Origin of the sequence: Aromatoleum evansii (assembly GCF_045689615.1) — a bacterium.
GTDB classification, from domain to species: Bacteria; Pseudomonadota; Gammaproteobacteria; order Burkholderiales; family Rhodocyclaceae; genus Aromatoleum; species Aromatoleum evansii.
In genome coordinates, this window is the sequence record NZ_CP141259.1 from 5215702 (window position 1) to 5237729 (window position 22028).

Sequence of the window (22028 nt, forward strand, 5' to 3'; positions counted from 1 at the left end):
GGAGGAGCCGAAGGCGTATCCCGCCATGCGGCGTGGCGGAATCCCTTCGTCCGGTGAAATGGCGGGATACGCTGCGCTCCTCCCGCCCTACGTCCGTGCGTGTCGGCCGCGGCACGGGCCGACACACGGCCGGAACGGCCTACAGCCGCCCCGCCTGGAGCAGTTCGCGAATGCGGAATTTCTGGATCTTGCCGGTCGCGGTGCGCGGCAGCTCGTCGACGAAGCGCACCGTGCGCGGACATTTGTAGATCGAGAGACTCGCCATCAGGGTGTCCTGCACCTGCGATGACAGTCGCGAGTGGCTCGCCGACGGATCCTTCGCCACCGCCACCAGCACGAGGCGCGTGAGGCCGTCCTCCTGCGGCACGCCGACGACGACGGCCTCGGCGATGTCCGGCGTCGTCATCGCACAGGCCTCGATCTCGGACGGGCTCACCCACTGCCCCGAGATTTTCAGCATGTCGTCGGCGCGACCGTTGTGATACCAGTAGCCGTCGCGGTCGAAGCTGAACATGTCGCCGGGGAAGTACCAGCCGCCGCGCAGGGACTTCGCCGTCTGTTCGGGCAGCTTCCAGTAGCCGCTGAACTGTGAAGGCGTACGGATCGCGATCTGCCCGGGCACATCGGGTTCCGTGATATCCGCGCCGTCTTCGCCCACCAGTCGCACTTCGGCCCAGGGCACGGGCTTGCCACAGGAGCCCGGGCGCTGTGCATGGCCTTCATTGACGAGGAAGAGGAAGATCGTTTCCGACGCCCCGATGCCGTCGACGATGGGCTTGCCCGTCTCTTCGAGCCAGGACTGGTACAGCGTCTCCGGCAGTTTCTCGCCCGCCGACAGGAAGTGGCGCACGTGACGGAAGCCCTCGCTTGCGCCCGCGCCTTCGCGCAGCAGGTTGCGGTACATCACGGGCGTGCTGAAGAACAGCGCCGGACGATGGGTGTCGACCACGCCGAGGATGCGCACCGGGTCGGGCCATCCCGGTGCCACGACGACCGTCGCGCCGCAGCGCAGCCCGCCCATCAGCGAATGGCCCAGCGCCCAGCCGAAGAACATCTTGGAGGTGGCGAAGATGCGGTCGCCCGGGCGCACGCCGAAGTATTCGGCCTCCATGCGGTCGGCGATCAGCACGCACGCGTGCGTGTGCATGACTGCCTTGGGCCGCCCGGTGGTGCCCGACGAATACACCCAGAAGGCGATGTCGTCGGGCGCCGCCGGCGTCGAGGCCAGCGTGTCGGCCTGCCCGGCGAGGAAGTCCTCGAGCGGCACGCCGCCGGCGCGCGGCGCCGCGCCGCGCACGACGACCTGCGGCGGGTCGGCGAGCTCGGCGGCGATCTCCTGGTACAGATGGGCGAATTCCGCATCGACGAACAGCAGGCAGCAGGCGCTGTCCTCGATCACGTAGCGCACGTCGCGCGGCGCGAGACGAACGTTGAGGGCGACCGCAACGGCGCCGATACGCATCGTGCCAAGGTAGGCGGCCACCATCTCGGGCGAATCGTCCATCAGGAAGAGGACGCGTTCGCCGCGCGCGACGCCATGCGCCTTCATCGCATTGCCGGTGCGATTGACCATCGCCTCGAGTTCGCCATAGGTGACCGGATTGCCGGCGCCGACGATCGCAGGCTGGTCTGCGAGGCCAAGCGCGAGGGGACGGCCGATGATTTCGTCCGCGGCGTTCATCGCGCCGCAACGTGCGGTGTTGTCAAAACTCATGTCTGCTCCAGGACAGCCAGGGGGTTCCCCGGCCGGCGGGCCGGGGTCCGGACGGGGCGCTTCCGCCTCAATTCGCAAGAAGCGTCCGGGCTTCGGCCAGCAGCTTCTGGCCGTCGTAGCCCTTGGCGCTGACTTCCTTGACCCAGTCCGCCGCGACCGCCTCGGACGCCTTCTGCCACTTGCCCACCTCGTCGGACGGCACGGTATAGAAGGTGTTCTTGCGGTCGAGGCCGGCCTGGCGTCCGGTCAGCGTCGCCTCGTCCCACACCCGGCCGGCCCACGCCGACACCTCGGGCCCGCTGTTGGCGTCGATGACCTGCTTCAGCTCCGGCGGCAGGCTGTCGTACTTCGCCGGGTTCATGGCGAGGATGAAGGTCGTTGTCGACATCAGCGGCAACGCGGGGTCGGTCTCGCTGTGATACTTGACGACCTCCTGCACCTTCATCGCCGGCACGACCTCCCACGGGATCATCGCGCCGTCGATCACGCCCTTCGCGAGGCTCTCGGTGACCATCGGCACGGGCATCGGCACCGGGGTGGCGCCGAGCGCCGCGATCATCTTGGTCGCCAGCCGCGTCGGCGCGCGCAGCTTCAGTCCCGCGAGGTCGTCCATCGTCCTGACCTGCTTCTTCGTCGTGTGCAGCGCCATGCCCGAGATCACGTGGAACACCAGCGGGCGCACGCCCTTGAATTCGGCGGTGGCGTTCTTCGTCGCATAGGTCCATAGCGCGCGGCTGGACTTCTCGCCCGAGCTGCCCATGAAGGGGAGCTCGAACACCTCGGAGACGAGGAAACGGCCCGCCTGGTAGCCGGGCACTGCCCACACGATGTCGGCGACGCCGTCCTTGGCCTGGTCGAAGAGCTGGGCCGGGGTGCCGCCCATCTGCATCGCCGGGTAGATCTGGCACTTCAGGCGTCCGCCCGATTCGGCGCCGATCTTGGCGCACCAGGGTTCGAGGAACTTGAGTTGCGTGTTCGACGAGGGCGGCAGGAAGTGATGCACGCGCAGCGTCACGACCTTGTCCGACTGGGCCTGGGCGGCGCCGCCCGCGAGCAGCAGGGCCGCCAGCAGCGGCTTGAGCAGTTTTCCGGTATTCATCGCGTCTCCTCCTTGGAATGATGGGCCGGCCTCGGCTTGTCAGCCGCCGAAGGTCCGGACCAGATACAGCGTGATGGCGGGAAAGAACAGCAGCAGCGTGATGCGCGCGAGGTCCGATGCCAGGAAGGGCATCACGCCGCGGAAGGTATCGGTGAGGGGCACGTCCTTCGCGGCCTTGTTGATGATGTAGATGTTCATGCCGACCGGCGGATGCACGAGCCCGATCTCGACCACCATCAGCACCAGGATGCCGAACCAGATCGACTTCTCGTCCGGCGTCAGGCCCCAGAATTCCAGACCCATGACCATCGGGTAGAAGATGGGGATGGTGAGCAGGATCATCGCCAGCGCATCCATCACGCAGCCGAGGAAGACGTAGATCAGCAGGATCGCGGTGAGCACCAGCAGCGGCGACAGGCCGCTGTCCCGCACCCAGTGCGCGAGCTCGGCGGGCATCTGGGTGAGCGCGAGGCCGGTGTTGAGCATGTCCGCGCCGAGCAGCACGAGGAAGATCATCGCCGTGGCCTCGGCCGCGCCGAGCACGCTCTCGCGGATGCCTTCGGCGCGCATGCCGCCGCTGACCACCGCGAGGATGCCGCAGGCCGCCGCGCCGATCGAGGCCGCCTCGGTCGGGTTCGCCCAGCCGCCGTAGATGCCGACGATGACGACGAGGAAGATCAGCGCGACCGGCGTCACCTGGGCGATCGAGCGCAGCTTCTCCGCCAGCGGCACGCGCGGACCGGCAGGACCGGCCTCGGGCTTGAGCGTGACGATGATGCGGATCACCAGCATGTAGCCGATCATCGCGATCAGGCCCGGCAGGACAGCCGCCATGAAGAGCTTGCCGATCGATTCCTGCGTCAGCACCGCGTAGATCACCAGCGGCACCGAGGGTGGGATCAGGATGCCGAGGGTGCCGCCCGCGGCCAGCGCCCCGGTCGACAGGGCGCCCGAGTAGTTGCAGCGCTTCAACTCGGGCAGCGCGACCTGGCCCATCGTCGCCGCGGTCGCGAGCGAGGAGCCGCAGATCGCGCCGAAGCCCGCACAGGCGCCGGTCGAGGCGATCGCGACGCCGCCGCGCCAGTGCCCGACGAGCGAGCTCACGCAGCGAAACAGCGCGCGCGACAGGCCGCCGTGGGTGGCGAACTGGCCCATCAGCAGGAACATCGGGATGACGGCCAGATCGTAGTTGGAGAGCCGCGCGTAGGCGAGGTTCTTCAGCGTGTTGAGGAAGGGCGCAATTTCGCCGCCCATCATCGTCAGGTAGCCACCCGCGCCGACGATGAACATCGTGATGCCGATATGCACGCGCAACACCAGCATCACCAGCAGGATCGCGAACATCGTCGCGCCGATCGCTATGCCGCTCATTGCGCACCTCCGGCAACGACGTGGAAGCGACGGCCCGCGATGTACAGGCTGGTGGTCGCGAACAGCACGAAGGCCGGCACGATCAGCGCGATCGGCACCCAGCCCGGCCAGCCCAGCATCAGCGAGGCCTCGCCCGATTCGTAGGACGACACGGCGGCGACGCCGGTGCGCCATGCGACGAGCAGCGCGACGCCCCCCATCAGCAGCGCGGCAACGCCGTCGAGGAAGGCGCGCCCGCGCCGCGGCAGCCAGTGGGTGAAGAAGTCGACGCGCACGTGGCCGTCGACCATCTGGCAGTAGGAGAAGAAAGTCGCCGACGCGACGGCCGCGCCCATCTGCAGCACCTCGAAGTCCCCCGGCACCGGCAGCGAGAAGAGCTTGCGCCCGACGATGGACACCAGCGACATGCCGATCATCAGCATGAAGAGGGTCCCGCCCATCAGCGCGGACACCCGGCTCGCCGCGTACAGGCGCCGCCCCCAAGGACCGTGCGGCAGGGCTTCCGGCTGGGCGACGTGCTCGATCGAGCCGGGTTCGAGCTGGACGCCGGCGTCCTCATTCGCACCCTCGCCCTCCCCCCCTTGCGCACCGCACACCTTCGTGGGACGCAATCCTGCCGCGGCGGCCGCGTCCAGGCTCACTACGCTCGTATGCATGTTGTGTCCTCCTCCGTGCGTTCATTGGCTGAACGTTCACTCATTGCAAATGCGGAGAAAATGGGAGATCGCGACGGGCGTCGCAGGACGCCTGTCGTGATCCCCTGCCAGGCTCAGGCGGCCTGTTCCTGCTCCCAGGCGGAGAGGGTCTGGCGGGCGATGATGAGTTGCTGCACTTCGGTCGCCCCCTCGTAGATGCGTAGGGCGCGGATCTCGCGGTACAGACGCTCGACCGGATGCTCGCTGACGACGCCGCAGCCGCCCCACAGCTGCACCGCCGCGTCGATGACCTGCTGTGCGGTCTCGGTGGAGGTCATCTTGGCCATCGCCGCGGCGCCGGTGATGTTCTTGCCCTGATCGCGCATCCACGCGGCGCGGTAGGTGAGCAGCGCGGCGGTATCGACGTGGGTCGCCATCTGCGCGAGCTTGGCCTGGGTGATCTGGAAGTCGGCCAGCTTCTTGCCGAACATGTCGCGCGTGGTCGCGCGGCGCAGGCCTTCGTCGAGCGCGCGGCGCGCGAAGCCGAGCGCGGCGGCGGCGACCGAGGTGCGGAAGATGTCCAGCGTCTGCATCGCGACCTTGAAGCCCTGCCCCGGCTCGCCGAGCAGGTTCGCCGCCGGCACGCGACAGCCCGTGAAGCGCAGGCGCGCGAGCGGGTGCGGGGCGATGACGTCGATGCGCTCGGCGATCTCGAAGCCCGGGAGGTTCGCCTCGACGATGAAGGCGGACAGGCCGCGTGCGCCGGGGGCTTCGCCGGTGCGGGCGAACACCACGTAGAAATCTGCGATGCCGCCGTTGGAGATCCAGGTCTTCTCGCCGTCGAGCACGTAGTCCTTGCCGTCAAGGCGCGCGCTGCAGGCCATCGCGGCGACGTCGGAACCGGAGTCCGGCTCGGACAGCGCGAAGGCCGGAATCGCGCGCCCCGCCGCGACTTCGGTCAGGTACTTGCGCTTCTGCGCGTCGCTGCCGTGCAGCGTGATCGCGCCCGAGCCCAGCCCCTGCATGCCCAGCGCGAAATCGGCGAGGCCCGAGTGGCGCGCCAGCGTCTCGCGCAGCAGGCATACGGCGCGCGTGTCGATCGTGTCGTGGCGACCGCCGTAGGCCGTGCCGCCGACCATGTAGCGCAGCCAGCCGTCAGCGCCGAGCTTGCGCACCAGCTCGCGGCAGGCGTCGTCGAGGTCGCCGTGCGGGTGGCCGTCGATGTGCGCGGTCGCCCACGCCTCCAGTTCGACCTGCATGCCGCGGTGGCGCTCGTCGAAGAAGGGCCACTCCAGATAGCTTCGATCACTCATTTTCGCGTCTCCTCTCGGGGCGGTACGCCGGCGGCGTCCTCCCTCCTTTTGGTTGCTGTCCTGTACGGCGCCCGCTCGGACGGGTCTGCTTACATCACCTCGCCGCCCGACACCGAGATCGCCTGCCCGGTGACCGCTTCGGAGCCCGGCAGGCACAGCCACAGCACCGCGTTGGCGACCTCTTCCGGGCGCACCAGGCGGCCTTGCGGGTTGTGCTTCGCCAGCTCGGCGAGCGCGTCGACCTCGCTGCGGCCCGTCTTCTCGCGGATGTTCGCGATCGCATCGCGCACGATGTCGGTGTCGGTGTAGCCGGGGCACACGGCGTTCACCGTGATGTGCTTGTGCGCCATTTCCAGCGCCAGCGCGCGCGTCAGGCCGATCACGCCATGCTTGGCCGCACAGTAGGCCGAGACGTAGGGATAGCCCTTCTCGCCCGCGGTGCTGGCGACGTTGATGACGCGGCCCCAGCCGGCGGCGAGCATGCCGGGCAGCGCGGCGCGGGTGGCGAGGTAGGTGCCGGTGAGGTTCACCTCCAGCATCTGCTGCCACAGCGCGGGCTCGGTGCGCAGGAAGGGCGCGCTGCCGGCCTGGCCCGCGTTGTTGACCAGCACCGCGACCGGGCCGAGCGCGCGCGTGGCGGCCGCAAAGGCTGCCTCGACCGAATCCGCGCGGGCAACGTCGACCGCCTCGCAATGCACCTCGATGTCCCCCTGCCCCGCTTCCGCCCGCAAGGCGGCGGCGCGCTCTTCGAGCTGCCCACGGGTGCGGCCCATCAGCGTCAGGTGCGCACCCTGCGCGGCGGCGGCCGCGGCGATTGCGGCACCGATGCCGCGGCCGCCGCCGGTGATCACCACGTGTTTGCCAGCGAGTGCGCGATCCAGATCTGCCGCCATCACATCCTCCGCGTTTGCTTGTCCGTACCGGCCGAGACCGCTGCGCACCGGGAATCCGGATACGCCTTGCAGCTCGGTGAATGAATAGTCGTTCATTTAAATCGCACAGTCAACGGGAATCTTTCCTTGCCTCGGATTCCCGTTGCCCGGCTCCGCTCCGCGGCCCCCGGGAACGGCCTGCATCACTCAGGGCGCACGGTCGCTCAGGGTTTCCGCGTAGTCCTGGAAGCGCCGGAGTTCCTCGGGCGGAACGAGCGAGCCGCCCGTCGCCCAGATCACGTGCGTCGCGGCGCGCAGGTCGAGTCCGTGCGCGCGCACATAGGCCTGACCTTCGGGCGAATCGTGCAGCCAGCCCGGCCCGCCGACGCCCGCCGCCGCGGACGGCTCGACGTCCACGCCCAGCGATCGCTTGAGGGCGCGCAAGTGAACGTAGAGCCGATCATCGGGAACAGTGAACACACCCGCGAGCTGCGACGCCATCAAGGGGCTAACCAGCGGGGACGCCTGGCCGACGGCGAGGCCGTCGGCGTCGGTGCGGTTGTCCAGACCGATGTCGTAGACCGAGACGGGCGCGTCGCCCCCCGAGGCCAGTTGCACCAGCATGCACGGCGAGGCGACGGGCTCGGCGAAGAAGCAGTGCACATGCTCGCCGAACAAGGCCTTGAGCCCGTAGGTGATACCGCCGGGCGCGCCGCCGACGCCGCAGGGGATGTAGACGAGGAGCGGATGCGCGGCGTCCACGACACGGCCGGCGTCGGCAAGCTGTCGGGCGAGGTGACGCGCCGCCGCCGCATAGCCGAAAAAGAGCAGGGCCGAGCTTTCGTCATCGACGAAGTGGCAGCGCGGCGAAGCCTCGGCCAGCGCGCGCCCCGCCGCCACGGCCTCGGCGTAGTCGCCTGCGTGCTCCACGACGCGCACGCCGCGCTTGCGCAGGCGGTCCTTCTTCCACGCCTTGGCATCCGCCGACATATGTACCACCGCGTCGAAGCCGAGCGCCGCCGCCATCACCCCGATGCTCAGGCCCAGGTTGCCGGTGCTGCCGACCGACACCGTATATTGCGAGAACAGCGTGCGTGCCGCGGGCGTCGCGAGAACGCGGGGATCGCCGTCCGCGGCCAGGAACCCGTGTTCGAGCGCGACTGATTCGGCGAAAGCGAGCACCTCGTGAAAGCCGCCGCGTGCCTTGATGGAGCCCGCGACCGGCAGCTGGTCGTCGCGCTTGATGAACCACGCCCCCGCGGCAGCGTCCCTGCCGGCCAGTTCGTCGCGGAGCGCCGCGGCGGGCATCAGCTGGGATTCGATGTGTCCGCCGCTTGGCGCGAGCTCCGGAAACAGCGTCGCCATGAGCGGCGCAAAGCGCGCGAGACGCGCCTCGGCCGCGGCGATCAGCGGCGTCGCCGGGGCGGAGGCCGGCAGGGGCTGGCCCAGCCGTGGATTCAACCACAGCAGCGGCCGGCGTGATTGAAGCTGCGCTAATAGCGCCGGGGGGAGAGCGGTCATGTCGCGGATCCTCGCAGGGGTTCTAGAATAGACTGCATCCTATGCCTGTCCCGCGTGTGAAAATAGCGATACTTTCTGGACCGTGCATTAGCCCTTCTAATACCTATGAAGCTGGATTCATCCATCCTCGGGGCGCTGCGCTGCTTCGAAGCGGCGGGGCGCCTGCTGAGCTTCACGAAGGCGGCCGAATCGCTGCACCTCACGCAAAGCGCGGTGAGCCAGCAGGTTCGCCATCTCGAAGACCGCCTCGGCTACGGGCTGTTCCTGCGCCAGCCGCGCGGCCTGAAACTGACGGCGAAGGGTGAAGCGCTGTTCGAGACCACGGCGCGCGCGCTGAACGAGATCCAGGACACGATCCGGCGCCTCGGCGAGCCGAACGCGCCCCTGCAGGTCAATTGCCTGCCCTCGTTCGCGCTGCAATGGCTGATGCCGCGCCTGACGGAGTTCCAGCGCGAGCGGCCCGACGTGTCCGTGCGGCTGAAGGCCGAGTTCGAGACGCTCGACCGACAAGCGATGGACGCCCAGGACATCGACGTGGCGGTGCGTTACGACCCGGTCCGCTACAGCCGGCTGCAGGCCGACGTTTTGCTGGACGAGTATCTCTTCGCCGCGGCCACGCCGGAGTATCTGGCGCGGCATCCCGGGTTTGCGGCCGGGGAGTCGCCCGACGGCGTCGTGCTGCTGCATGACGCATCGCCGTGGGTCGGTGCGGCCGAATTCGTGGAATGGCGCACCTGGCTCGAGGCGTTTCACCCCGCCTGGATCGCGCATCTCGAAGGGCCGCAGTTCAACCTGTCGAGCCTGGCGATCGGCGCGGCCTTGAGCCACCAGGGCGTGGTGATGGCCCGCTCGGCGCTGGTCCAGGACGAGATCCGGAGCGGACGCCTGATGAACGTGTTCGGCCGGCACGTGCGTGCGCCGGCGCGCTACGTGCTGCTATCCCGCCGCCCCGACGATCGGCGCGTCGCGATCTTCTCGACCTGGCTGAAGGCGGAGTGCGCGCGCTTCGATGCCGCGCGAATGGCCTGGCTCTCCCCCGGCGGGGCAGGACATTCGCGCGCATGAGCGGCCGCCGCGGCAAGGCGCGCGCGTCGCCGCGAGCTCAGGCCTTGCCGGCCTGCTTCTGCATCAGCGTGTAGCCGAACAGCGCCGCGCCCAGCGCACCGGCGATCTGGCTGTCGATCCTGGTATCGACGGCCTTGATGCCCAGCAGCTTCTCGATGCGCTTCACCACGCCCGGGTTCTTGGCGATGCCGCCGGTGATGAAGAACCCCTCCTCCACGCCGATCCGCTCGAGCAGGCTCACCACGCGCTCTGCCATCGCCTGGCAGTAGGCGGCGATCACCTTGTTCTTGGTGTAGCCGGCCTTGAGCAGCGCCAGCGCCTCGGACTTCGCGAACACGACGCAGATCGACGACACCGCTTCCGGCTCCTCATCGACTTCGAAGGAGCGCGGGCCCAGTTCGGCAATGGGGATCTGCATCAGGTCGGAGATGACTTCCATGCCGCGGCCGGTACCGGCTGCGCACTTGTCGTTCATCAGGAAGTTCGTGACCTTGCCCTTATCGTCGCAGTGGATGGCCTTGCAGTCCTGGCCGCCCATGTCGAGGATGGTGCGCACCTTGTTGCCGCCCATGTAGTTCGCGCCGCGGGCATGGCACGCGATCTCGGTGATCGCCTTGTGGGCGAAGGGCACGTTCACACGGCCGTAGCCGGTACCGACGACATAGTTGATGTCCTCGAGCTGCATCCCGATCTTGTCCATGATGCCCTGCAGGGCGTTCTTGGCCGAGTCCGGCGAGTTGTTGCCGGTGCGCATGCTGTTGTAGCCGTACAGCTCGCCGTCACACACCAGCACCGCCTGCGAGGACACCGAGCCGACGTCGATGCCGCAGGTGATGATCTTGGCGTCCTGCCAGTTCCTGGTCTCGTCGTACCAGGTGTTTTCCTGCCAGCGCCAGAATTCCTTCTTCTCCGGGGTGGCCAGGCTCACCTTGTCGATTCCTGCATTCATTTCATGTCTCCTCGATTCATGTCCGGTCGGTTCAGTGCAGGCGCTCGGCCGCGATCAGCGCGCAGCCCAGCGCGCTGGCGAATTCGGGCAGCTCGGGCAGCAGCACCTCGTCGACCTCCATCGCGTTCTTGAGCGAAGCGACGAAGCCGGGGTTGTGGCCCATGCCGCCGATCAGCACGACGTTGCCCTCGATGCCGACGCGACGCACCATCGCGCACACGCGGCTGGCGACTGCATCGAGCACCGCCTTGGCGATGTCTTCCTTGGGCGTCGAGGAGTGGATCAGCGACACCACCTCGGACTCCGCGAACACCGTGCATTGCGCGTTCATCGGGATGCTCTTGTCGGAGCGCAGGCTCGCCTCGCCGAACTCCTTGAGCGAGAGCTGCAGCGCGCGGCTCATCGCCTCGGCGAAGGAGCCGGCGCCGGCGGCGCACTTCTCGTTGCCGGCGAAGTCGATCGCCTTGCCGTCCGAGTCGGTCTTGATGCCGCGCCCTTCCTCGGCACCGACGTCGACCACGGTGCGCGCCTGCGGGTACATGTACACCGCACCGCGCGCGCCCGCGGTCATCTCGGTGACGCCTTCGGTGGCGAAGGCGACCTGGTTGCGGCCCGCGCCGGTGGCGAACACCGACTTCACGTCGCCGCGCGCCACACCCGCCGCCTGCAGCGCGGCGTCGTAGGCCTGCTCGGCCGCCTGGTCCGCGTCGAGGTCGCCCGGCAGCATCAGGTGCGCCTTCTTCACGACCAGCTGCGGCTTGCCTTCCATGTCGAGTTCCTCGAGCAGCACGACCTTGACGCTGCGCGAACCCATGTCGATTCCTGCGGTGATCATGTTTCTGTCCTCATCTCGTTGGCACTGCTTGTGCGTGTTGTAGGGGCGCACGCCGCCGCCGGATGCAGGGCCCCGGGCGGGGCGCGACACCCGGATAACGCGGCACGGCGCCGCTCTCTGCTGGTGTAGGGGATCAGGCCGCCAGGCGACGCAAGCCCAGCTGCTCCATGAAGGCATCCACACGCGCCTGCGTGCGCACTTCGTCGAACTCGCGCTCGTCGCCCATGTTGCCCTCGTAGGTCATGATCGGAATGCCGGCCTTGGCCATCGCCTGGCGGTTTTCCATGATGCCCACCGAGAGGCCTTCGCAGCCGCGGTTGAGGTGCATCATGCAGCCGTTGACACCCCAGTCGCGCGCGATGTCGAGCATCATCCGGGACTTCACCGACGGGTCGAAGAACTGCTGCCACAGCGGTTTCGAGAGGTTCCAGTCGGCATACAGGCGCAGCGCCGTGTCGCGGTCGTTCATCTCGATGCCCTTCTCCCACGGCACGGTGCGCGCGCCCCAGGAGCCGTCTTCCTTGTACTCCCACGTGCCTTCGAGGCCGAAGGTGTAGAGCGAGCCGATCGACACCGCGCCGTAGCTCTCGAGATAGCGGAAGATCTTGAGGAAGGGCCAAGGCGGCTGCGTGTCGGACATCAGGCGGCAGCGCTCGTTGGCCACCGCGGCGATGCCGCGCGCGACGCGGTCCTTCACCTCGTCGTACAGCTCGTCCATGAAGTCCGCGCACCACTGCGAGGATTTATGCAGGATGCACAGCACATACAGCGAGTACATCGTCTTCTCGTCGAGCGGCGCGGGCCGCGCCTTCTGCAGCTCGCAGATCTGCGCCCAGCGGCTGGTCGAGCGCATCTCGTTCCTGATCGCGCGGATCAGCAGCTCGTCGTCGCACTTGCGCCCGGTCGCCTTCTCGACGAACTCGATCGAGTCGTGCAGCTGGCTGGTGACGTAGTCGAGGCGGTCGGGCGTGAGGTCCTTGTACGCGCCGACCGAGACGTCGACATAGAAGTCGGGGATCTTCTTCACGTGCGCGACGTGCTGGTACCACTTCGCGTGCGAGCAGCAGATCTGCGTCTGGAAGATGAAGTCCGAGGTCGGCCACTTGCCGCCGTAGAAGTATTCATCCAAGTGCATGCTGCCCCAGTAGATGCGCATGTAGGAGCACATGTCGCGGGCGAAGCCGTAGGACTCGGCGGCGTCGAGGCAGCGCTGGGTGAACTTCTTGTCGAGCGACACGCCGGCCGAGTAGGGCTCGCCGGTCAGCGGATAGACGTCATCGCCGAGCGAGGTCGGGATCGCGTCGAAGGACCAGCCCGCCGCGGACCAACGGATGCCGCCGTTGTCCTTGGCGCGGGCGTAGTTGTGGTAGTACTGCTCGCGCAGCTGCTTGGCCTTGCCCCACAGCTTGAGCTGCTCGGTCGGGTAGATTGCCTTGGTGTCCATCTCATGTCTCCTGTCGGGCTCAGGGCTTGCGAATAAATCTGCTGCGCGGGTCGATTGCTGCGTTGCTCACTCGCTCACTCCTCGCCTATCCATCTGATATGTCTCGTCGTTCGCTCGCTCGCGCCTTGCACTCGACCCTGCTCGCGACGATTTCTTCACAAGCTCTCAGAACAGTTCTTCTTCGCTCAGCGTCTCGAGCATCGCCTCGATGCGGATACGGAACGGGCCGATCGGGTTGGTGATGTCGAATTCGAGGAACAGCGTCGGGATGCCGTTGGCCTCGAGGTGACGCTTGAGGTCCGGGTAGTCGCCTTCGTGCGGGTCGCAGAACTTCTGCTGCAGGAAGACGGCCGCCTGCACCTTGTATTCCTTCGCGAGGTTCAGGACGTGGTCGAAGCGCGTGTGGGCCGGGTAGTCCTTGGTCGGGCAGGCCGGGCGGTCGCAGTAGCGGTCGGCGATCGCCTTGATCACGTCGTCGTCGTTCTTCGACGCATTCCAGAAATAGCGCGTGCCCGAGCACTGGTCGTCGATGACGATGGTGGCGCCGACCGACTCGACCATCGCCATGAAGGCGACGTCGTCGTTTTCCGATCCGATCGTCATGAAGCGGGCGCCCGTCGGCCGCGTCACCTTGCGCTCCGGCAGCGCGGCGAGCACCTTCTTCAGCATCTCGTTGTGTTCGCGCTTGTCGATGAACTGCGCGGTGATCGACGCGTACAACGCCTCGACGCCGGTGACCTTGGGCTCGTCGGCCTTGCGGTAGTCGAACAGCTGGCGCAGCAGGCGGCGGTTCTCGTCCATCACCGCGAGCGCGTCGCGCAGCATGTCGTCGGTGATCGTCCTGCCCGTAAGTGTCTGCAGGAACACGCGGAACGCCTGCACTTCGGCGCGGTGCGCCTTGCGTGAATGCGGCGACTGCACGTCGTTGGGCATCGCGACGTAGTAGTCCCACTTCACCGTCGGCACGTTCTGGCGCCAGGAGCTGTAGGCCTGGCGGTACTGGATGCAGGACTGAGTCAGCGTGACGCCTTCCGCGTAGTCGAAACGGCCCAGCAGGCCCTGCGCCAGCGAGTCGCGGCAGAACGGGCAGAACATGCCGAAGATGTGCGGCTCCGTCACGTTCTGCGGCTCGTGCGCACCGAGCACGCGCACCGGCAGCATGCCGGCCGCGATCAGCAGCTCTTCCGGCGTGTAGGTGCACATCGTCGCGACGACCTGGCCGCCAGTGCGCGCCTTCCACGCGCGGGCGTAGTCATGGCGCTTCTCGTACCACTCCTTGAACTGGTCAAACAATCCGTCGTTCATGAATCCGTCTCCTTGTGATTGCCCCGCGCTCCGGGCCACCCGCCCTGTCGGGGAGCCTTTCCGGCCAAATCCTTCCAATCCCCATCCGATCCTGCCTTCGCTCCAGTCTGTTTGATGTCCATCAACTGACTGAATGTTCGTTCACTCTACATCCGGATTTTCACGAAATCAAGCGATGAATGAACAATTATTCATTCGCATGCAGCGAAGTGCAGTTCAGGAGGCCCGCGAGGGGTCAGCGGGAACGATTGCCGGAGGAAGAACCGTGCGTGACGGACGCGGCCCTGTGGGAGCGGCTTCAGCCGCGAATGGGCGCCGATTCGCGGCTAAAGCCGCTCCCACTGGTGCGTGATGCGTCGAGGGAAGACGGTTTACAGGAGTTCGGGGCTAGGCATCGCTGCCCTGCCCCGCAGGGGATCAGGTGTCGAAGCGCCCGTCCATCCCGGCGCGGTGATAAGCACCGCGACAAGGCGTGCGACCAAGCACGCCTTCAGGCAGGACGCTGATTACGTTGCCTCAGCCTTCCTGCTCGGGTGCCGGGTTGAAGTGTTCCTTGCCGTTGCCGCAGTCGGGACAGACCCAGCCCTCGGGCACGTCTTCCCACTTGGTGCCGGCCGCGATACCGTCGTCGGGCAGGCCGTCGGCCTCGTTGTAGGGGAAGTAGCAGGCGCTGCACTGGTAGGTGGTCATGATGGTGGTCCTCTCTCTGTCTTTCGTTGGGGGTGGGGTGTTGCCAGGCGCTCTGCGGCGCCGTTGGGGTTTCGCAGGGCGGGAGTCATCCCGCCAAGGGGGTCGGGTCGGCACCGCCGCGTGGCGGGATGCGCCTTCGGCTCCTCCCGCCCTACAGGTTTCATGTCATATCGGGGAACCGGCCGGGAAATTCGGCGTCCGGCGCTCGCGCACCGCGGCGAGGCCTTCGCGCACTTCGGGGCCGGTGAAGCCGAGCATCTCCAGCGCCACCGAGTTGTCGAAAATCGGGCCGGCCTGGCGCAGCCAGTTGTTGAGGCTGTGCTTGGTCCAGCGCAAGGCGGTCTGCGGGCCGGCGGCGAGTTTCCTGGCGATGTCGAAGGCGGTGTCGCGCAACACGTCGACCTCGACCGCCATCGACACGAGGCCGATGCGTTCGGCTTCCTCGCCGCTCACCTCGTTCGACAGCAGGAGATGCAGCTTGGCCTTGGCCATGCCGCACAGCAGCGGCCAAATGATCGCCGCGTGGTCGCCGGCGGCGACGCCCAGGCGGGTGTGGCCGTCAATGAGGCGCGCGTTCTTCGCCGCGATCGAGATGTCCGCCAGCAACGCGACCGCCAGCCCGCCGCCGACCGCGGGGCCGTTGATCGCGGAGACGATCACCTTCGAGCAGTTGATCATGTTGTAGACGATGTCGCGCGCTTCCTTCCACACGCGGGCGCGGTGCTCGAACTCGTCGACCATCGCGGCGACGAGGTCCAGCGTGCCGCCGGCGGAGAAGCCCTTGTCCTGGCCGCGCACGACGATCACCGAGACGGCCGGGTCGCGGTCGAGGTCGCGCCAGATGTCGGCGAGCTCGCCGTGGCCGGTGGCGTCCGCGGCGGGGAGCTTGCCGGGTTCGCCGAGGATCACTTCGGCGATGCCGTGCTCGTGGAGTTCGACCTTCAGGTTGGTGTAGCGGCTGTAGTCCATCGTGTTTCCTTCGTTGCGACGGGTTCGGTGAACATCACTGTGGGAGCGGCTTCAGCCGCGAATGGGCCGATCCGGCATCTCCGAGCGCAGATTCGCGGCTGAAGCCGCTCCCACAAGCGCGCCCCACGTCAGTCCTTCGGCGACTCCAGATAGCGGCCGAAACGCTCGCGCCATTCGTCGTCGATCACGGTCGCGCGCGGGGCGCCGCCGAGGTCGGCCCACACCACCGTCTGCTTGGCGCGGAAGCGCACCTGCTCGCCCATCGACGCGGTCGTGACGATGTCCATCGAGCTGCCACCGATGCGCGCGACGTAGAGCGTGAACGTGAGCTCATCGCCGTGCATGCTCGGCGCGAAAAAGTCGACCTCGAGGTGGCGCATCGGCACACCGCGGCGGATCTCCGCGTGCAGCTTGTAGAAGTCCACGCCGATGCCGCGGTCGAACCAGTCCTCCACCACCTCATTGCACAGCACCAGGCACTGCGGGTAGAAGACGATGCCGGCCGGGTCGCAGTGGTGGAAACGGATGGATTTCTTGCATTCGAAGATCATGGTCGTTCAGTCCAGGATTCGGTTCACGAATTCGCCGACGGCCTCGATCACGGCCGCGGGCTGGTCCTTGTGCGGGGAATGGCGGCAGTCGGCGAGCTTGACGAGATCCACGTCGCGCGCCTGCGCGGCGATACGGTCGATCTGGTCCATGGTGCCATATTCGTCATCCTCGCCCTGGATCGCGAGCACCGGGCAGGCGACCTTCGGGAGGTATTCCTCGATGTTCCAAGCGCGGAAATCCGGGTGCAGCCAGATGTCGTTCCAGCCCCAGAAGGCGGCCTCGACGTCGTGGTGGTACTTGCCCAGGCGCGCCGGGAGATCCGTGCTCTGCCACGCGAGCTTGGCCTGCGCGATGCTTTTCACCGAGATGTCCTCGACGAGCACGTGCGGCGCCATCAGGATCACGCCGGAGAGCGGCGTCGCGGTGCCGCCCGCGCAGATCAGCGCGATGGAGCCACCGTCGGAGTGGCCGAGGAGAATGGGCCGGTCGAGCTGCAAGGCGTCGAGCAGCGCCGGCAGCACCTTGAGGCCCTCGTCGTGCATGTAGCGCGTGGTGCGCGGCAGTTCGGCCGCATCGGAACGCCCGTAGCCCGCGCGCGAATAGACGATGGCCTCGCAGCCGGTCGCATCCGCGACCTTCTGCGGGAAGTCGCGCCACATCGACACCGAGCCCAGTCCTTCGTGCAGGAACACGATCGCGGGCGCACCGTCGCGCGGGTGCGCGGAAGGCAGCCGGACGTATTCGAGATGCTTGCCGCAGACCAGCACTTGCTTCATTCAGACCCCCAGGTGTTTCTTGATGAGCTCGGGATTATTGCGCACCTCCGTGCTCGGACCATCGAACACGACCTGGCCCTTCACGAGGATCATCGAGCGGTCGGTAAGCGCGGTCACCGCGGAGTGGTTCTTGTCCACGATCACGGTCGCGATGCCGCTGTCGCGGATCTCGCGGATCACGCGCCAGATCTCGCGCACGATCAGCGGCGCGAGACCTTCGGTGGCCTCGTCGAGGATCAGGAGATCCGGGTTCGTCATCAGCGCGCGGCCGATCGTGAGCATCTGCTGCTCGCCGCCGGACAGGTTGCCGCCGCCGTTCTCGATGCGCTCGGCAAGGCGCGGGAAGGTCGCCATGACGCGGTCGAAGGTCCAGTCGCGCTGGCCGTCGACGCCGGCGCGCGCGGCCATGATCAGGTTCTCCCGGACCGTGAGGTTGGGGAAGATGCCGCGGCCTTCGGGCACATAGGCGATGCCGAGCTTCGCGATCCTGTGCGTCGGCCCGCCCGTCATGCGCTGGCCGCGCACCAGCACGCCGCCCGCCTTGGGCGTCAGGAAACCCATCATGGTGCGGATCAGCGTCGTCTTGCCCATGCCGTTGCGGCCCATCAGGCCGAGCGCCTCGCCCTTGCGGATGTGGAAGTTCACGCCGTGCAGGATGTGGCTGGAGCCGTAGTAGGTGTGCAGGCCGATCGCCTCCAGCAGCATCTCGCGCTCGTCGGGCACCGCCTGCCCGGCAGGATTGGCGGCAGGGTCGGCCGCTGCGTTCACTCTGATCATGGACATGTCATTCATGCTCCGCCTCGTGTCCCAGATAGGCCGCCTGCACGTCGGGGCTGTTGCGGATCTGCTCCGGCGAGCCCGATTCCAGCACTTGGCCGTTGACCATCACGGTGATGCGGTCGGCGACCGCGAACACCGCGTCCATGTCGTGCTCGACGAGCAGGATCGCACGCGTCGCCTTCAGGCGGTTGAGCAGCGTGACCATCTGCGCCGACTCCTCCGAGCCCATGCCGGCGAGCGGCTCGTCGAGCAGCAGCACCTCGGCGTCGGTCGCGAGCACCATCGCGATCTCCAGCTGCCTTTGCTCGCCGTGCGACATCGTGCCGGCGACGCGGTCCTCGCGGCCCGACAGGCCGGCCTCGGCGATCGCCGCACGTGCCCGTTCGACCGCTTCGGGCATGCGCAGTGCATTGGTCAGCAGGCTCCAGGGACGCGGCTTGCGCGACTGTGCCGCGAGCCGGCAGTTCTCCAGCACCGTGAACTTGGGGAAGATGTTGGTGCGCTGGTAGCTGCGACCGATGCCGATACGCGAGCGCTGGTAGGACGTCAGCGCGGTGATGTCCTCCCCCTTGTAGCGGATCGTGCCTTCGGACGGCGGCAGGTCGCCCGACAGCATGTTGATGCAGGTCGATTTCCCCGCACCGTTGGGGCCGAGCAGCGCATGCAGCACGCCACGCTCGAGCTGGATTTTGACATCGCGGTTGGCGAGCAGCCCGCCGAAGCGGCGGGTCATGCCCTCGGCGGCAAGCAGGACTTCACTCATTGGTCTTTCCCCCATTGATGCGCGCCATGATGCGGGCGGGAGTCGCGGCCATGCCGCCCGGCATGAAGAGCACCGCGGCGACGATGGTGAGGCCCATCAGCAGCTGCCAGTGCTTGGTCATGCCGGTGAAGATCTCCTGCAGTCCGACCAGCGCCGCGGCCCCGGCGATCGCGCCGGCGAGGTTGCCCATGCCGCCCAGGATCACCATCAGCAGCACGTCGCCGGACTTGTGCCACGACAGGTATTCCGGCGTCACGAAGCCGAACAGCACCGCGTACAGGAAGCCCGCGAAGCCGGCGAGCCCGCCCGCCAGCGTGAAGGCCGCGAGCTTGTAGCGGAAGGTCGCGTAGCCGAGCGAGAGCATGCGGTGCTCGTTGCTGCGGATGCCGACCAGCACGCGGCCGAAGGGCGAGCGCAGCACGAGCTTCAGCAGACCATACACGGCGAGCATCGCGGCGACGACGAAGTAGTACAGGTGATGCGGCTCGTTGAGGTCGAACGGCACCCAGCCCGCGATCGTCGCATCCGGCTTGAAGTTGAGGTAGATGCCGTCCGAGCCGCCGCCCAGCGGCGTGTCGTGGAACACGTAGTAGGCCATCTGCGCGAAGGCGAGCGTCACCATGATGAAGTAGATGCCCTTGGTGCGCAGCACGAACAGCCCGATGACGAAGGCCGCCGCGGCCGCCGCGAGGATGGACGCCGGCAGCGCCAGCCACAGGTTCGCCGGGTCGTACTTCGGCGTCATCAGCGCGACTGCATAGGCGGCGATGCCGAAGTAGGCGGCGTGGCCGAAGCTCACGAGGCCGGTGAAGCCGACCAGCAGATCGAGGCTCATCGCGAAGATCGCGAGGATCAGCACCTTGGCGACCATCTCGGCGTAGAAGTCCGAGCCGAAGGCCGGGAAGGCGAGCACGCCGGCCAGCACCGCGAGCTTGAAAATGGTGGAGATACGCGAATTCATGGCTGCTTACCCCTTCTTGAAGATGCCTTCGGGGCGCCACAGCAGCACCACGGCCATCACCAGATAGACCATCAGTCCGGCGAGATCGGGCAGCAGCACCTTGCCGAAGGTGTCCGCGAAGCCGATCACGAGCGCCGCGACGAGCGCGCCCCACACCGAGCCGACGCCGCCGATCACGACGATGACGAAGGAGATGATCAGCACGCTGCTGCCCATGCCCGGATACACCGACGAGATCGGCGCCGCGAGCATGCCGGCCAGCGCCGCGAGCGCGACCCCGAGCGCGAACACGGTGCGGTACAGCAGGTTGATGTCGATGCCGAGAGCCTTGACCATGTCGCGGTCGTGGCTGCCGGCGCGGATCATCATGCCCAGGCGCGTCTTCTGGATCAGCCAGTACAGCCCGCCCGCGAGCGCGAGGCAGACGACCGAGATCACCAGCCGATAGACGGGATAGCTGAGGTTGTCGGAGAGCGGGATCGAGGCCGAGAACAGCTCCGGGATCGTCACGCCATGCACGTCGTCGCCGACGGCGAGGCTGCGCAGCTCCTCGAAGATCAGGATCAGGCCGTAGGTCAGCAGCACCTGCTCGAGGTGGTCGCGCTTGTACAGGTGCGAGAACAGCGCCCATTCGAGGATCGCGCCGAACACGAAGGCCAGCGGCAACCCCAGCGCGATCGCGAGCATCAGGTTGCCGGTCAGGCTCGTGAGCGCGAACGCGAGGTAGGCGCCGACCATGTAGAAGCTGCCGTGCGCGAGGTTGATGATGCCCATGATGCCGAACACCAGCGTCAGCCCGCTGGCCACGAGGAACAGCAGCAGGCCGTACTGCAGCGAGTTCAGCACCTGGATCAGGAAGGATACGAAATCCATGAGTCTTCCCCTCCGGACGCCGTTTCGGGGCGCCTGGAAATGTATGGAGTGATGCGAATGGGACGGACTGTTATCGGCCCGGTTGTCGGCCTGACTGCGGCACGGTCACTCCCTCCCCTTCAAGGGGGCGGAGCAGGGGTTTCGGTGAGCACTGCTCGCCGCCTGCGAAGCGGCGAGGCGCAGCCGAGACTCCCGGGTTGGGGTGGGGATGGGTGGACTCCGAAGCGCGCGAAGAAAACCCATCCCCATCCTGTCCTTCCCCTTGAAGGGGAAGGGACCTTGTCCGAACCGATTGCCAGGGCGAATTGGCCTTACATCCGACACCCACGCGCCGGATCCGCCAGCGCCTTCTCGGCCACGCCGACGAGCTTGTTGTCGCGCCCCTCGACCTTGCGCAGGTAGATGTCCTGCACCGGGTTGTGCGCCTTGGACAGCGTGAAGGCGCCGCGCGGGCTGTCGATCTTCGCCGTTTCCATCGCCTTGATCACCGCGTCCTTGTCGAACTTGCCGCCCTTCAGCGAATCGAGGCCGGTCTTCAGCATCTGCGCGGCGTCGTAGCCCTGCACCGCATACACGTCGGGCTGGATCTTGTAGTTCATCGCGTAGGCCTTGCGGAAGGCCTGGTCCTTCGGGTTGGTCAGGTTGTCGGCGTAGTGCAAGGTGGTCAGCAGGCCTTCTCCCGAGCCACCCATCGCGTCGATCGTGCCGTCGGTGAGGAAGCCCGAGCCGTACAGCGGGATGGACTTCTTCAGGCCCGCCGCGTCGTAGTCCTTGACGAACTTGACCGCACCGCCGCCGGCGAAGAACACGAACACCGCGTCGGGCTTCAGCGAGGCGATCTCGGTCAGGAAGGGCTGGAACTCGACGTTCGGGAAGGGGAGATACAGTTCCTTCGCGACCTTGCCGCCAGCCTTCTCGAAGGCTTCCTTGAAACCCGCGACCGACTGCTCGCCGAAGGAGTACTTCCACGTCACCGTGACGACGTTCTTGTGACCGCGCTCGGCGACGATCTTGCCCATCGCGTAGGCCGGCTGCCATGCGGAGAAGGAGCTGCGGAACACGTTGGGCGCGCACAGCGGGCCGGTCAGTTCGTCCGCGCCCGCGTTGGGGATGATCAGCAGCGTCTTGGTGTCGCGCGCGACCTTGGCCATCGCCAGCGCGACGCCCGAATGCACGGTGCCGACCAGCACGTCGACGTTGTCGCGTTTCACGAGCTTGGACGCGTTCTCGGTCGCCTTGGACGGATCGGACTCGTCATCGACGACGGAATATTCGACCTCGTAGCCGCCGAGCTTGCCGCCCTGCTCCTGCACGTACTGCTTGAAGCCGTTGGTGATCGCGGTGCCCAGCGCGGCGTAGGTGCCGGTGTAGGGCAGCATCAGGCCGACCTTGATCTTCTCGGCGGCCTGCGCGGCGCCCAGCGGTACGAGTGCGCCGGCAATCACGCCGAGCATGGCCTGCATCAGGGTACGGCGGATCATTCGTGCATTTTTCATGGTGTCTCCTCCACGGGGGATGGGTGGGGCTTTGCCCTTGTAATT

The 22028-nt window shown here is 67.2% G+C and carries 21 protein-coding genes; 1 reads left to right on the forward strand and 20 read right to left on the reverse strand.

Annotated features, from left to right (window positions below; translation table 11 throughout):
- Nucleotides 1-139: 139 nt before the first annotated feature.
- From U5817_RS24435 to U5817_RS24465, 7 genes are all read right to left on the reverse strand, one after another.
- Entirely contained in the window at nucleotides 140-1714 is a 1575-nt protein-coding gene (locus U5817_RS24435) for a benzoate-CoA ligase family protein (RefSeq protein WP_407279150.1), read from the reverse strand.
- A gap of 67 nt (nucleotides 1715-1781) precedes the next feature.
- Nucleotides 1782-2813, reverse strand: a complete 1032-nt coding sequence (locus tag U5817_RS24440) for a TRAP transporter substrate-binding protein (protein ID WP_169125286.1) — start codon at nucleotides 2811-2813, stop codon at nucleotides 1782-1784.
- A gap of 39 nt (nucleotides 2814-2852) precedes the next feature.
- The gene (locus U5817_RS24445) at nucleotides 2853-4184 is read right to left on the reverse strand and encodes a TRAP transporter large permease (protein WP_407279151.1); all 1332 of its coding nucleotides are present in this window, start codon (nucleotides 4182-4184) and stop codon (nucleotides 2853-2855) included.
- Nucleotides 4181-4840, reverse strand: a complete 660-nt coding sequence (locus U5817_RS24450) for a TRAP transporter small permease (RefSeq protein WP_407279152.1) — start codon at nucleotides 4838-4840, stop codon at nucleotides 4181-4183. The genes U5817_RS24445 and U5817_RS24450 overlap by 4 nt, the downstream gene beginning before the upstream one ends.
- Nucleotides 4841-4953: 113 nt before the next feature.
- Nucleotides 4954-6132, reverse strand: coding sequence for an acyl-CoA dehydrogenase family protein (locus U5817_RS24455; protein ID WP_407279153.1), 1179 nt, complete (start codon nucleotides 6130-6132; stop codon nucleotides 4954-4956).
- A gap of 89 nt (nucleotides 6133-6221) precedes the next feature.
- Nucleotides 6222-7025, reverse strand: a complete 804-nt coding sequence (locus U5817_RS24460) for an SDR family NAD(P)-dependent oxidoreductase (protein WP_169125290.1) — start codon at nucleotides 7023-7025, stop codon at nucleotides 6222-6224.
- 186 nt (nucleotides 7026-7211) lie between these two features.
- Complete coding sequence (locus U5817_RS24465) at nucleotides 7212-8525, reverse strand: D-serine ammonia-lyase (protein WP_407279154.1); 1314 nt, start codon at nucleotides 8523-8525, stop codon at nucleotides 7212-7214.
- Nucleotides 8526-8630: 105 nt separating this feature from the next.
- Here U5817_RS24465 and U5817_RS24470 point away from each other — a divergent pair, with 105 nt between their 5' ends.
- The gene (locus tag U5817_RS24470) at nucleotides 8631-9590 is read left to right on the forward strand and encodes a LysR substrate-binding domain-containing protein (RefSeq protein ID WP_211166900.1); all 960 of its coding nucleotides are present in this window, start codon (nucleotides 8631-8633) and stop codon (nucleotides 9588-9590) included.
- 37 nt (nucleotides 9591-9627) lie between these two features.
- Here U5817_RS24470 and bzdQ read toward each other — a convergent pair whose 3' ends face one another.
- The 13 genes from bzdQ to U5817_RS24535 form a co-directional block, all read right to left on the reverse strand.
- Nucleotides 9628-10539, reverse strand: a complete 912-nt coding sequence (bzdQ, locus tag U5817_RS24475) for a benzoyl-CoA reductase, bzd-type, subunit Q (protein WP_169125292.1) — start codon at nucleotides 10537-10539, stop codon at nucleotides 9628-9630.
- A gap of 31 nt (nucleotides 10540-10570) precedes the next feature.
- Complete coding sequence (locus U5817_RS24480) at nucleotides 10571-11374, reverse strand: acyl-CoA dehydratase activase (RefSeq protein ID WP_169125293.1); 804 nt, start codon at nucleotides 11372-11374, stop codon at nucleotides 10571-10573.
- Between the two features lie 133 nt (nucleotides 11375-11507).
- Nucleotides 11508-12818 (reverse strand): benzoyl-CoA reductase, bzd-type, subunit O, encoded by a 1311-nt coding sequence (bzdO, locus tag U5817_RS24485; RefSeq protein ID WP_407279155.1) that lies wholly within the window; start codon nucleotides 12816-12818, stop codon nucleotides 11508-11510.
- A gap of 165 nt (nucleotides 12819-12983) precedes the next feature.
- Complete coding sequence (gene bzdN / locus U5817_RS24490) at nucleotides 12984-14123, reverse strand: benzoyl-CoA reductase, bzd-type, subunit N (protein WP_407279156.1); 1140 nt, start codon at nucleotides 14121-14123, stop codon at nucleotides 12984-12986.
- Nucleotides 14124-14639: 516 nt separating this feature from the next.
- On the reverse strand, nucleotides 14640-14813 hold the full coding sequence (locus U5817_RS24495) for a rubredoxin (RefSeq protein ID WP_407279157.1): 174 nt from the start codon (nucleotides 14811-14813) through the stop codon (nucleotides 14640-14642).
- Nucleotides 14814-14978: 165 nt separating this feature from the next.
- Nucleotides 14979-15782: an enoyl-CoA hydratase/isomerase family protein gene (locus U5817_RS24500; RefSeq protein ID WP_407279158.1), complete on the reverse strand. Its 804-nt coding sequence runs from the start codon at nucleotides 15780-15782 to the stop codon at nucleotides 14979-14981.
- Nucleotides 15783-15910: 128 nt separating this feature from the next.
- Nucleotides 15911-16333: a benzoyl-CoA thioesterase gene (locus U5817_RS24505; protein WP_407279159.1), complete on the reverse strand. Its 423-nt coding sequence runs from the start codon at nucleotides 16331-16333 to the stop codon at nucleotides 15911-15913.
- Between the two features lie 6 nt (nucleotides 16334-16339).
- Nucleotides 16340-17110, reverse strand: coding sequence for an alpha/beta fold hydrolase (locus tag U5817_RS24510; protein ID WP_407279160.1), 771 nt, complete (start codon nucleotides 17108-17110; stop codon nucleotides 16340-16342).
- The gene (locus U5817_RS24515; RefSeq protein WP_169125352.1) at nucleotides 17111-17815 is read right to left on the reverse strand and encodes an ABC transporter ATP-binding protein; all 705 of its coding nucleotides are present in this window, start codon (nucleotides 17813-17815) and stop codon (nucleotides 17111-17113) included.
- 79 nt (nucleotides 17816-17894) lie between these two features.
- Entirely contained in the window at nucleotides 17895-18653 is a 759-nt protein-coding gene (locus tag U5817_RS24520; protein ID WP_407279161.1) for an ABC transporter ATP-binding protein, read from the reverse strand.
- The gene (locus U5817_RS24525) at nucleotides 18646-19614 is read right to left on the reverse strand and encodes a branched-chain amino acid ABC transporter permease (RefSeq protein WP_407279162.1); all 969 of its coding nucleotides are present in this window, start codon (nucleotides 19612-19614) and stop codon (nucleotides 18646-18648) included. The genes U5817_RS24520 and U5817_RS24525 overlap by 8 nt, the downstream gene beginning before the upstream one ends.
- 6 nt (nucleotides 19615-19620) lie before the next feature.
- Nucleotides 19621-20487, reverse strand: a complete 867-nt coding sequence (locus U5817_RS24530) for a branched-chain amino acid ABC transporter permease (RefSeq protein WP_407279163.1) — start codon at nucleotides 20485-20487, stop codon at nucleotides 19621-19623.
- Between the two features lie 311 nt (nucleotides 20488-20798).
- Nucleotides 20799-21950, reverse strand: a complete 1152-nt coding sequence (locus tag U5817_RS24535; protein WP_246262106.1) for an ABC transporter substrate-binding protein — start codon at nucleotides 21948-21950, stop codon at nucleotides 20799-20801.
- Nucleotides 21951-22028: the final 78 nt, after the last annotated feature.

What these genes read in the sequence shown, in the direction of transcription:
- U5817_RS24460 (WP_169125290.1), bottom strand. Translation starts at nt 7,025, where the DNA reads ATGGCGGCAGATCTGGATCGCGCACTCGCTGGCAAACACGTGGTGATC.
- U5817_RS24450 (WP_407279152.1), bottom strand. Translation starts at nt 4,840, where the DNA reads ATGCATACGAGCGTAGTGAGCCTGGACGCGGCCGCCGCGGCAGGATTG.
- U5817_RS24465 (WP_407279154.1), bottom strand. Translation starts at nt 8,525, where the DNA reads ATGACCGCTCTCCCCCCGGCGCTATTAGCGCAGCTTCAATCACGCCGG.
- U5817_RS24530 (WP_407279163.1), bottom strand. Translation starts at nt 20,487, where the DNA reads ATGGATTTCGTATCCTTCCTGATCCAGGTGCTGAACTCGCTGCAGTAC.
- U5817_RS24440 (WP_169125286.1), bottom strand. Translation starts at nt 2,813, where the DNA reads ATGAATACCGGAAAACTGCTCAAGCCGCTGCTGGCGGCCCTGCTGCTC.
- U5817_RS24505 (WP_407279159.1), bottom strand. Translation starts at nt 16,333, where the DNA reads ATGATCTTCGAATGCAAGAAATCCATCCGTTTCCACCACTGCGACCCG.
- U5817_RS24525 (WP_407279162.1), bottom strand. Translation starts at nt 19,614, where the DNA reads ATGAATTCGCGTATCTCCACCATTTTCAAGCTCGCGGTGCTGGCCGGC.
- U5817_RS24495 (WP_407279157.1), bottom strand. Translation starts at nt 14,813, where the DNA reads ATGACCACCTACCAGTGCAGCGCCTGCTACTTCCCCTACAACGAGGCC.
- bzdO (WP_407279155.1), bottom strand. Translation starts at nt 12,818, where the DNA reads ATGGACACCAAGGCAATCTACCCGACCGAGCAGCTCAAGCTGTGGGGC.
- U5817_RS24435 (WP_407279150.1), bottom strand. Translation starts at nt 1,714, where the DNA reads ATGAGTTTTGACAACACCGCACGTTGCGGCGCGATGAACGCCGCGGAC.
- U5817_RS24480 (WP_169125293.1), bottom strand. Translation starts at nt 11,374, where the DNA reads ATGATCACCGCAGGAATCGACATGGGTTCGCGCAGCGTCAAGGTCGTG.
- U5817_RS24520 (WP_407279161.1), bottom strand. Translation starts at nt 18,653, where the DNA reads ATGAGTGAAGTCCTGCTTGCCGCCGAGGGCATGACCCGCCGCTTCGGC.
- bzdN (WP_407279156.1), bottom strand. Translation starts at nt 14,123, where the DNA reads ATGAACGACGGATTGTTTGACCAGTTCAAGGAGTGGTACGAGAAGCGC.
- bzdQ (WP_169125292.1), bottom strand. Translation starts at nt 10,539, where the DNA reads ATGAATGCAGGAATCGACAAGGTGAGCCTGGCCACCCCGGAGAAGAAG.
- U5817_RS24445 (WP_407279151.1), bottom strand. Translation starts at nt 4,184, where the DNA reads ATGAGCGGCATAGCGATCGGCGCGACGATGTTCGCGATCCTGCTGGTG.
- U5817_RS24535 (WP_246262106.1), bottom strand. Translation starts at nt 21,950, where the DNA reads ATGCAGGCCATGCTCGGCGTGATTGCCGGCGCACTCGTACCGCTGGGC.
- U5817_RS24470 (WP_211166900.1), top strand. Translation starts at nt 8,631, where the DNA reads ATGAAGCTGGATTCATCCATCCTCGGGGCGCTGCGCTGCTTCGAAGCG.
- U5817_RS24515 (WP_169125352.1), bottom strand. Translation starts at nt 17,815, where the DNA reads ATGCTGCTGGAGGCGATCGGCCTGCACACCTACTACGGCTCCAGCCAC.
- U5817_RS24455 (WP_407279153.1), bottom strand. Translation starts at nt 6,132, where the DNA reads ATGAGTGATCGAAGCTATCTGGAGTGGCCCTTCTTCGACGAGCGCCAC.
- U5817_RS24500 (WP_407279158.1), bottom strand. Translation starts at nt 15,782, where the DNA reads ATGGACTACAGCCGCTACACCAACCTGAAGGTCGAACTCCACGAGCAC.
- U5817_RS24510 (WP_407279160.1), bottom strand. Translation starts at nt 17,110, where the DNA reads ATGAAGCAAGTGCTGGTCTGCGGCAAGCATCTCGAATACGTCCGGCTG.